The organism is Psychrobacter halodurans, assembly GCF_017498075.1.
In the GTDB taxonomy this organism is placed as follows: Bacteria; Pseudomonadota; Gammaproteobacteria; order Pseudomonadales; family Moraxellaceae; genus Psychrobacter; species Psychrobacter celer.
Genome location: NZ_JAGBKN010000041.1, coordinates 1 through 11,039, shown reverse-complemented (window position 1 = coordinate 11,039; position 11,039 = coordinate 1). Strand labels below are relative to the sequence as shown.

The window sequence follows — 11,039 nt, the reverse complement described above, 5'->3', positions numbered from 1 at the left end:
AAGTTTCTACGCCAAGGCTGGATGGAGAATGATTTATCTAAATTGTTTTATGATATTTGTTCAAGGCATAACAATTTTATTTTGAACTGACTATATCGAGATGATGATGTTATATTGTATTTGGGGCTATAGTCGAATCCACATGAGTCAGCTACATGACTATCAAGTTGCCTACACCTAACGTATTATAACTTCGATAACTATCAGTATAAATAAAGCTATCAGGCTTGATTTTACGCTCGATAACAGGCTTGAGCGTGCTTTACTTAGTGTCTGCTATGACATTACTATTTCGTATTAGAATACCTAATACGACTGTTTTGCCAGTAGCCTCGCCATCTCACTTGCCTTTGCCTACATCGCCGAAGTAGCTTTCATATAATTCTACTTCACCATCAAAAGGGGCATCAGCTTATAATGAAAGATAGTAATCTATAACAAGCCTGATTTTATGATAAAAAAGTGCAGCCGTTTTAGGCTAAATATCCAGCAAATTTGCGGCTGCTCTAACAATAACTTCAGCCGCGAAAAACTCTAAGAGCGTAAGATGGACTTAGTTTACAATGAGTTACCCTCATAAAAGCAGTTGAGCACAATGTTAATCTAACACAACCCTAACATTTTTATAAAAATAATTATTAGTATCTCTCCTCCAGTATTCACTCAGAGAAAAGCCGCCGTTAAGCTTATCGAAAAATATAGTTTTCCATGAAAACATTGTTACAACTAAAGGATAGTAAGTCTTTCAAAACATGATGAGTGGGCTATAAAGAAGATAGACGGTATGATTTCGTCTTTAGCTACATGTTAACTAGGGTTTGCCTTCATTTCAAAAATAATGATAAAGGGGCGATTTTTTTTGACCTACGAGTAAGTATTGATGAAGAATGGGTATTCACAGACGGAAGATACATCTCGCCATCGACTCGCATGGAAACCCGATTGATTTTAGAATCACTGGGGTGACGTTCACGACAGCCAAGCGGTAGATGACATCATAAAGATGTTAACAGATGCGACCTACTTCACTGCTGATAAAGCTTAAGATTCTAAAACCATTAGAAACAGGCTACGAGAAACTGGCTCGCAATTACAAGTCTATGCTGTATCTGGCTTGTACTATGATTCATAGTAAACTGAATTAGGGACAAGCCCTAGAGAAAAATAGCAGATTTTTTCGCCTAAACGCCGGTAAAGTGGAGGTAAAACGCTATAATTTTATAGTGCCCGATTTCTTAATCTACTTTGAGATACTTAAAATGACGTCATCTTAGTAAAAAAATAAACCATTGAAAATCAGCAATATACATTAATACCATATGGAGTTTTTTAATAGCTTTTGGTTGACCTACTTTGACATGGTAGAGGTCGCTAGTTCGAATCTAGTTACGCCTACCAGATTCGAAAAGCCCCAATCTTTATGATTGGGGCTTTTTTTATGTATCCCGTCCTGAAAGAAGAAGGTGCTACTTATCGTTCGCTATTTTCTTGACAGCTTTAGCTTTGAATTCGTCACTGCAGGCTCTCACTTTCTTGATCATAGCAAACTCCGATTAATGAGCTTAGTTTATCAAGTTTCTCTCTACGGTTTTTTCAGCATGGCTCAGTCTGATAGTAGCAGTCATTTTCAGCGAGACGCTAAAAAAGCGATATCGTCATTACTACATAAAAGAGATACACTGTATATATTCGCTAAACTGGTACCAATTTTTCTTGCGTGCTGTGCCTGCGCCGACAGGTGCTGCGTAAAACTTATCTCAGTCTCGCTGTATCCTGTTTATATTGACCTGACTATATATAAAAACAGCCGATGTATAATGGATATATAATGATGCCTCTACAGATGGGTAAAAAATATGAATATCGAAAGTGATAGCGCCAGCCAAGTAGAGATTATTTATGAAGATGAGTTTTTGGTGGCGATTAATAAAGAGGCGGGGTTATTGGTGCATCGCAGCTGGCTGGATAAAGGCGAGACGCGCTTTGCCCTGCAGCTGACCCGTGATGCCGTAGGCTGTCATGTGTTTCCCGTACATCGTCTGGATCGGCCGACGTCAGGGGTATTACTGTTTGCCAAAAATGCGGACGTGGCGCGCTCGTTGACCGAGGCTTTTACTACGCGCAAGGTAACCAAGCAATATTTGGCGGTGGTGCGCGGCTTTATGCCAGAGCAAGGCTTTGTTGATCATGCGCTAAGCTTTCAGCCAGACGCCATCGCCGATAAGTTTGCCAATGTGGACAAACCCGCTCAAGAAGCGGTGACTCATTGGCAACGCTTAGCACAGATCGAGCTGCCATTTGCCGTATCAAAAAAGCACAACACCAGCCGCTACAGCCTCATGCGCTTGACGCCCATCACTGGCCGCAAGCATCAGTTGCGCCGGCATATGAAGCATTTGTTTCACCCCATCGTGGGTGATACCAGTCACGGCGATGGACGGCACAATCGATTTTTTCGTACTCAGTATGATTGCACGCGCATGCTACTGCATGCTCACAGTTTGGCGCTCAGCCATCCTGTCACCGGTGAGCCACTGCTACTAAAAGCAGGACTGGACGAGCAGTGGCGTCACATCATAGAGACCTTTGCTTGGACAGCGAGCATTCCAGACTAGGCGCAGTTATCCATCGCTGCTATTTACCGATGCGCCAGCTTTTTATCTTGGTAAAAAAACCTTTTATTCTCTCAGAAAAGCTAAACGCCTCGGACGCAGGCACTGCCTCGACCTGATGGCGCGCCGCCAGTATCGGCTGCTGGAGTAGTCGCTCATGATGATCAAAGGCGCGATCCAGACTGATACTCATCATAGAAAAATTGGTCGGTCGTGGTAAGCAGCGATACACTTGACCTTTATTGATTAAATCAATCACCATATGAGCATCTTTAAATTCAGTCAGCATCAACACCATTAAGTCTGGCTGGATGTTTTTTAGGGCATAAACCACAGGCGTGATGTTTTCTTCGTTGAGCGTGGCGTCAGCAATGGTGACCCCAAAGCGCTTTTTTTGTAATAAGCTTGCTGCCTGCTCCAGCGTGTTTGCCCAGCTCACTGTATAGGCACCCTTAAAATGACCTTTTATTTGCTGATAGACATGCTCGTCATCGTCTAATACCAGTAGATGGCGCTTGCGAGCTGCATTACTGTATGCAGAATGAGACAGTGCGGTGTCCCCAAAAACACTCGGGGCTATGTCTTGTGTTTGTTGAGCAATCTCTGTCGCTTTGTTGATGACGTCTTTTAGCTCGTCATTTTGCCAAGGTTTGGTGATATAACGATAAATCTCGCCTTCATTGACCGAATCAATCACCGCGTTTAGATCGGCATAACCGGTCAATAAAATACGAATGGTATTTGGCGATTTCTCTTTGATATCACGCAGCACTTCTGTCCCTTGCTTATCTGGCATACGCTGATCGCTGATGACCACTTGGACATCGTGGCGGCTGACATACGCCATCAGCTCGGCGGCATCAGTGGTGGTAAACACATCGTGCGACTGGCGAAAGTGCATCTTTAAGCTGCGTAAAATGCGCGGTTCATCATCGATAAAGGCGATCTTTGGTTTTTGCATGTCATTCTCTTTATAGTTTTAAGTCTATTCATTTTCAAATAAAGCCCGAGCTGGTTTGCTCTTATGGGCAGTCGACTGCACAGGCAGCAGCAGCGTAAACGTCGTGCCCTCCCCAACGACTGAGCTGACCTCCATACGTCCATGATGCTGCTCCATGATTTGCGCGCTAATAGCCAGCCCTAGACCTGTGCCTTCACCGGCTTTTTTGGTGGTAAAAAATGGCTCAAAAATCTGTACCAGCTTGCTCTCCTCGATGCCCAAGCCATTGTCTTTGACACTCACGGCTAGGTACTGCTGGGAGTCATCGACAGATGACGTAATATGCAATGTGCCTCTACGATCGGCTGGCATGGCTTGAGCGGCATTATTAAATAGGTTTAATAACACTTGGTTGATTTGTGAAGGGTTGCATTGAATCAACGGCAGCTCGGCAAGCTCTGTGCTGACGTCTAGGGTTTTTAGATTGTTTCGCGCCATGACAAGTGAGGTGGTGATACAGTCATTGATATCGACTTCTTTGACTTTAGACTCATCAATTCGAGAAAAATCACGCAAGCTGACGACCAGCTCTGCAATCTGATCGACGCCGTACAGCCCGTCTTTAATCAAATCGGCCAAATCCTCACTGACCTCATCTTCTTTGATTGCCTCGCAGCATTGTAAGGTTTGCACTATCAGTTGCTCGGTTTTTTCTGGCGGGGTATTTGGTGCTTTTAAGACCTGCAATAACTTCTCGGTATGCTGTATCAGCTCATCAAAACGCCCCAGATTATCACCCACCAATTCCATATTGCTGCGCACATAGCCAAGCGGGGTATTGACCTCGTGTGCCACGCCTGCCACCATCTGGCCGAGCGTGGCCATTTTTTCGGAGCGTACCAGCTGCACTTGTGAGGCTTTTAGCTCATCCATGGCTTGCTGTAGGTCTTGGGTTCGAGCTGCGACTTGCTTTTCTAGATGGACATTGATTTCAGCCAGCGCGCCTTCGTTTTCGACGATACGGTCGATCAGGTGATTGGTTTGTTCACTGATGACATGGATTTCACTGACCGCTGAGGCTGGCAGTTTGTGCGCGCTTAACTGCTGATATTGTTTTTGTTCAATCAGTGCACCCATGTCAGCCACAGCATCGGCCATCCGCTTGAGCGGCCGCGTGAAGTAGCGACGAAACACCCATGCGGTCAATAATAAGATCGGTATAAAACCCAACAACATGGCCTGAATCAGCTTGTCAGACAACGCATTTGCCACGCTCATCATATCGTTATCAGGCTTGACGACGACCATCTTCCAATAGGTAAACGGCATACGAAAGACAAAAGCGGTCGCTGGCTGCTGCAATATAAAATCATCGGGCACAGCAATAGTCTCAACCAAATGACTGTCTACAAGCGCAAACGTCTGATCGATATTTAATAGCAGTAAAGCAGAGAGCAGTTTGGACTCCTGCTCGCTAATTTTGTCTAGATTGGTGGTGCTCAAGATACTACGGGCAGCGAGTGTAAAGCGGCCTTCATCTTTTGCCAGTGCTTCATCGATCAGCTGATGATTGATACGCTCTAAGCTGTCCGCAATCGGCGCAAAACCAGGGCTTTGGGCGGCCAGCTGCCGTGCCGTGACTACCTCACCTTGCGGATTATTCTCAGTCGTTTGTGTGACCTTCGATTGCTCTGGAAAGGCCAAAAACCGATTGTCCAAATCGACCAAAAACACATAACCACCGAGCTTGTCTTGCCACTTTTTCATGGCAGCGCCGAGGTTATCCAGCAACAAATTAAAGCTCACTACCCCATCAAACGCCTGATTGCGACTGTCATACAGCGCCTTGGCACAGGTCATTACCCGCTGATTGCTCACAGGATCGACGTAGGCTCGGCTCCAGACGCAGTGGTCGTGCCGCGCATACATCGCAGGGATGTACCACCAGTCCCGATAATATGGGGTTGGCGTTTGACGGGCTTGATTATAACGCGTCAATGGCTGCATCACGCCTGACGTATCTCGCGCCCACACAAACGACTGGCGTTCGCGGCCTTGTACATACATATTGGGATCAAACCACACACCGCCGCCCACGATACGCGCATCCGTCTGCTGCATGAGGTTGCCAAAGGTTTGTTTATAAATGTCATCTTGTTTTGGCAAGCCGCCTACCATCGTGCTGGTGGCTTTGGCCAGTCCATCGACATGATTGATACTGGCCATGATGCTATTGATGGCTTCGTTGCCAGTTTCTACGACTATCTCTGACGTCATCGCTAGAATGCGCGGTTTGGCTTGGGTTTGTATGACCCAGTACACCAATAAAATAATCAGCAAAAAAGCCAGTGCCAAAATAACCAAAATACGAGTGGAGATACTGCCAAACCGACCAACAACCTTCATAAACATCCCTAATGGCTATGCGTTGACTGCTATCGACATATCAACAAACAACTAAAGATATGAGTGTGATGCAACCACGATTTATCGTGAGCACAAGGATACGACGCTGTTATGACAATATGATGACAAAACTGGTGTTTACTACTATTCAGACCATACAAATAAAAAAGCCCTCAGCAGTCACGCTAAGAGCTTTTTTAGAAAACAACAATAAACTTTACTTCACTAATGTTTTAGATGATAGTAATTCAGATAATAGTACTTTAAATGATTTGTTGTATGACTGGCATTATGTGAGCGCTGGTGGCACCGAGTACGTTCCGACGACATGAGCCACCATATCGCTTGAGCCTTCTGAGTACAGCGACACCTCACCCACTATCAGGGTGCGTCCCACTTTCATCAGGGTACACTCCGCTATGATGCGAGCCTCAGACGAGGGTTTTCGCAAAAAATTAATCGTCAAACTGGTGGTCACGGTCAAAGGTACGATGCCGATCCTACCGAGGATGGCCACATAAATTGCCACATCCGCGATGCTCATCAATACAGGCCCTGATACTGTCCCACCTGGGCGCAGCTCATCTATGCCAATATCATGTGATAACACTGCCCCTTTATCATCTACCGACTCGACCACGCATTTGGTCTGCGGAAACTCTGCTGCCATAAAGGCGACGATCTGTTCTTTAGTTGCCGACATATACGCTCCTTGTTCAGCGGTTCTTATTCCTTTATAAGTTACTTTTTTGCTTATTGCTTATTACTGTTTTGTATCACTGTCTTTTGCTGCTCGCGCCGTCACTCTTACCCCGCCCCACGTCACCAGAACCACACCTATCGCAATCAGTGAAGCGCCTAAAAACAATCCCTCAGGCGGCGTCTCTTTTTGCAAAAAAATAGCGATTGGCACGCCGACGACCGCGCCCACCGCGCCCAATAAGCTAAGCAGGACTGGGCCACCCGTCTTTTGTAATAAAAACAATAGCAAAAACTGCCCAGCAAAGAGCCACGCTTGTAAGACAATCACAGCGATTGGCAGCCATCCTGTATGCGGTAACGCCACTGAAAAGCCCGGTAACGCTGCACACAATAATAATAGCAATGCCGCCGCCAACAGCATCCCTGGTGCTAGCGAGTGGGGAGAGGCACCCGCAGGCCAGCGCAACGTGCGGTAAATATTACCCACTGCCAGCAGCACTGGCCCACACAGCGCGATCAATACCCAAAACATACTGGTGTCTGGCGCAGATAATTTATGTACCGCCAGCACTCCCGCCCCCAGTAGCGCAGCCCCCACACCAAACGCACGACTGACATCAAAGCGCTCCATGCGTAAAGTAAGCGCGGCCAGATAAGTAAGCAGCGGCGGCAACGACACAATCAGCGCCACAAACCCTGCACCGACATGAGGAATGGCCGAAAATAGCAACAAATTAGACCCCGCCACACTGACCAAAGCGGCGATAACATAATACTCAAAGCTGCGTTTACTCAAGGGTGGCAACTCGTGCCTAAGTACAGCCATCACCAACAGTATGAGAGCGGCACCTGCTATCGACCAAAACAAAAACGCCAATGGTGTCAGCCCCACCACTCCTGCATATTTTGCCACATTGGTCGAGACACCGATCAGTGCCCCACCCGCCAACAGACACAGTACGGGGACAAGCCATGTTGCTTTACCCGCACGTATGGGCGGCGTCATGCGTGTACTCATCGGCTATCCTATCGGATCGTATTTTATCGTTGATCGTCATACTCATACGGTTTCACTCCGATGATGATTGGCCCCACTAGCGTAAGGGCCGCGGTAAAACCCTTGCCAATATGAAAAAACATCCATGTTTCACCCATTAATCATAAACATATGAGATTAAAAAAACTGACGCTACCAGTCCTTTTATAGCAAAACCAAGAAACCACATAAGCCCTTTTAGAAATACTTGGCTTATCTTTAGAACGACTACCATAGCACATATCTTTGTGACTCCATCAGGTAATCCACCAAGCAGCTGTCAAGCATAACCATCAAAAGCAAAAAAGAGTAAGACACCATGCCTTACTCTTTCATCTATGCGCTTTTATTTGTGCGCCTTTAATCGTGAATACAGATCAAACCATCAAGGCGTAAACTGTGCGTATTTAGCACAAGATGCTGGCTGCCAATAAAACTCAGTGGCAAAGAACTCATCGTCACGTATTCTGCCCTCATAGCTGTCATCAAAGATGATTTTATATTGGCACGTTTCTACTGCGTTATTAGCATCATAGAATTTTAGAATATAATCCCATTCACGAGCATTAAAACCTTCGCTAAAGTGCGGTGTACCGATGAGCTTGTAAATTTCATCCTTTGTCGTCCCTACGCTAATCTTGGCAACATCATCATGATTGACGATAGTACCGCCTTTTTGCCATGCTTTGTTGGGGTCAGGAAAGACCAAGTCATCGGCATCGACAGAGCCATGCTGCGCCCCAGGGGTTAAGTGCCAAGTTGGCAAAATGTTTTTTTGGCTACAGCCCGTCATCGTAAAAAGTAATGCCGTCGTTGCCAGTAAGCCATAATGATATACAGATTTTTTCATTATACATCCCTAAATATGTTTTATAAGTGAGTTGACAGCGTCTACTCACGGGTAAACGCTGTCACGACATCGCAAGGTCGATTAGAAATGGAAGCCTGCACCCACTGCGCCGCCAGCATTGCCTTGGGTATCTGCGGTGCCATTGACTTTAATGACCCAGCGGCCATTGTCAGACACTTTAGACACACCAATTGCCACGGCACTTTGACCATTATAAGTGGCGATACCACCGCCGACCATTGACTTACCAGGGATGTAAGCTTGTGGCAGTGACGACATTGCCATTGCAGCCGAGATACCCGCATTGGCATCGTCTTCTACTTCATTGATTTTGTAACCGAGCTCATTTACGCTGTTACTGAGCTTCCCATCCAGCGCATTAAGCTGACCAAGGTTGACAGCATCATTGACTTCGATGCCATCAGCGACACCAGTGATTGTTTTATCACCGGCATTGATACCGTCTGTGGTCATGCTTGGACCCTCTTTGATGGTGATGCCATTATTGCTGACTGTGGTATTACCTGTGGTCACACTATCAGCCGTGACACTGTCCACACTGATATTGCCGTTTAAGTCAAACTTGATACCGTCACCAGTGGCAGAGGTAGTGATATTATTGCCGCCTTCAAACTTAAGCGCACTACTGTCACCAATAGGCTTGTTGATATTATCCCCAGTGTCTGCCCCAAAGCTAAGACCTGTATCGAGCCTGTCAGTATTGGCTTGGATATTATCAGCATTGACTTGGATGTCTTCGTTGGCCTGAGCATTACCTTGGTTAATAGAAGCAATAGCATCGCTAATGTTGCCTTTACCAGTCCCGCCGATATTATTAGCAGTTAGGTTGCCATTTGCATCATAAGTTGCATCACCACCGATAATACCCGCGACATCGCTACCAAGATTATGCAATTGACCACCATTGATGGCATCAGTACTACCTGCAGCGATAGAGCCGCCTTTGACATTGGTGATAGTGGTACCTGCTGCGCCGCCTAATGTAATGCTGCCTTTATTGACAGTATCATCTGGGTTTTTGTCGTATTGCACGGCAGCGTTACTGAGCGCTTCATTGCTATCACCCAACGCATCACTGACTGCTTTTAGCTGTGAGACGTTGACCGCATCGGAATCCGCCGTACCTGCGGCAACGCCAGTGACTTGACGATATACGTTATTAGCCGCATCACCCACAGCAACTGCGCCTGTAGTACTGGTTGTGGCAGCAATAGCAGCATTGCTAACGGCCCCAAACCCTGCGATACCCGCGCCCGTCATCGCTGCAGAGCCGGTACCCAATACTACCGAGCCTTCGACAGTTTGAGTCACATTATTACCGAAGACAAAGGTGTCATTACTATTAATTGTATTGTTATTACCCACTGAGTAACTGTTACTGCCATTAATAATACTTGGATCACCAAAGGCACCAGAGTTATCGCCATTAACAACGTTACCGGTACCGATACTAATGGACTGATTACCTAACGCTTGCGCGCCATCACCAATAGCAATTGATGACTCACCTGCAACCTCTGACCCTTTACCTATAACGACAGAGTTTGTCGCATCGGCCGAGGCAAACGTGTCATGACCTAAGGCTACTGTGCTGTCAGCGCCGGCTTCGATAATGGCGTTGACACCGATGGCAGTAGAGTCAAGACCGCCTGCGCTTGAGTCATTGGTCACACCGTTAGCAATGTCGCCTTTGCTTTGACTACTAGCATTGGTATGCGCAAATTTTACGCCTTCCGTGTTCATTTTTTGCACCGTCTCACCGATGGTCAAGCGATCAGTGACTTCTTGGCCTTCTTTATTGTAGGTTAAGAATAAAGATTCTAAGTCATTGTTATTTACATTGTTGTTAACCACTTGATCTGCCAAATTTACCGTGACCTCATCACCGTTTTTATCAAAAACTTTGACCTTAGTAACACTATCAAGCTGACTTTTATTAACTGCATCAGAGGCGTTGATACCATTGGCAACGTTAGTAAGCGTCGTTCCACCACTAACGACGATGTCGTTATCATTGTCATCTTTACCGACGATAGCTGGTGTACCAGCGAAGCTGACTTGGTCATAGTTTACTGTATCATCAGTATTACGATCATACTGAACCCCGCCTGCGGTAATATTGCCAGTAATAGCGTCTAACTGACCTTTATTCACTGCATCGCCAGCGTTTATGCCATCTTTTAGGTTGGTGATGGTAGAACCACCGGCATCAATGCCACTTGCAGTAATGCTTGGACCGGTTACATCACCTTGGGTGTCTGTAAAGCTGAGGCCGCCTTGATTAAAGATACTGCTGTTACCCGTTGCATCTGTAACAGTAAAGCCATCAGCGCCATAGTTGCTGGTGCTGGTACCGTCAGTGACGCTGGTGCCAGCCGTGGTGATGGTGGTTGCATTGCCTGCACCATCATCAACTTTGACACCATCGCTATTAGTGACGGTGTTGCCGGTGGTTACGCTGTCAACAGCAAT

General features: G+C 46.3%; 6 protein-coding genes and 5 pseudogenes. 2 read left to right on the top strand and 9 right to left on the bottom strand.

Features of this window, described 5'->3' with window-relative positions:
* Positions 1-172: 172 nt before the first annotated feature.
* Positions 173-578 (bottom strand): annotated as a pseudogene (locus J3491_RS12015) (transposase); the annotation flags it as partial.
* Between the two features lie 277 nt (positions 579-855).
* On the opposite strand from J3491_RS12015, the pseudogene J3491_RS12010 reads away from it, so the two are divergent.
* Together J3491_RS12010 and truC are read left to right on the top strand one after the other, a co-directional pair.
* Positions 856-1,145 (top strand): annotated as a pseudogene (locus J3491_RS12010) (transposase); the annotation flags it as partial.
* Between the two features lie 711 nt (positions 1,146-1,856).
* Positions 1,857-2,615 carry a tRNA pseudouridine(65) synthase TruC gene (truC, locus tag J3491_RS11625; RefSeq protein WP_207970322.1) on the top strand — a complete coding sequence of 253 codons (759 nt, stop codon included), beginning with the start codon at positions 1,857-1,859 and terminating at the stop codon, positions 2,613-2,615.
* Positions 2,616-2,634: 19 nt separating this feature from the next.
* Here the strand turns inward: truC and J3491_RS11620 are convergent, their stop codons facing one another.
* The 8 genes and pseudogenes from J3491_RS11620 to J3491_RS12120 all read right to left on the bottom strand — a co-directional run.
* Positions 2,635-3,573, bottom strand: coding sequence for a response regulator (locus J3491_RS11620; RefSeq protein WP_207970321.1), 939 nt, complete (start codon positions 3,571-3,573; stop codon positions 2,635-2,637).
* 24 nt (positions 3,574-3,597) lie between these two features.
* On the bottom strand, positions 3,598-5,958 hold the full coding sequence (locus tag J3491_RS11615; protein WP_207970320.1) for an ATP-binding protein: 2,361 nt from the start codon (positions 5,956-5,958) through the stop codon (positions 3,598-3,600).
* A 289-nt stretch (positions 5,959-6,247) separates the two neighbouring features.
* Complete coding sequence (locus J3491_RS11610) at positions 6,248-6,661, bottom strand: PaaI family thioesterase (protein ID WP_100749932.1); 414 nt, start codon at positions 6,659-6,661, stop codon at positions 6,248-6,250.
* 60 nt (positions 6,662-6,721) lie between these two features.
* Entirely contained in the window at positions 6,722-7,678 is a 957-nt protein-coding gene (locus tag J3491_RS11605; RefSeq protein ID WP_207970319.1) for a DMT family transporter, read from the bottom strand.
* Positions 7,679-8,081: 403 nt separating this feature from the next.
* The gene (locus J3491_RS11600; RefSeq protein ID WP_192993677.1) at positions 8,082-8,546 is read right to left on the bottom strand and encodes an outer membrane protein assembly factor BamE; all 465 of its coding nucleotides are present in this window, start codon (positions 8,544-8,546) and stop codon (positions 8,082-8,084) included.
* 81 nt (positions 8,547-8,627) lie between these two features.
* A pseudogene (locus J3491_RS12130) lies at positions 8,628-9,512 on the bottom strand (YadA C-terminal domain-containing protein); the annotation flags it as partial.
* Positions 9,513-9,566: 54 nt separating this feature from the next.
* Positions 9,567-10,676 (bottom strand): annotated as a pseudogene (locus J3491_RS12125) (trimeric autotransporter adhesin AtaA); the annotation flags it as partial.
* Positions 10,656-10,760: pseudogene (locus J3491_RS12120) on the bottom strand (hypothetical protein); the annotation flags it as partial. The pseudogenes J3491_RS12125 and J3491_RS12120, both read right to left, overlap by 21 nt.
* Between the last annotated feature and the right edge of the window lie 279 nt (positions 10,761-11,039).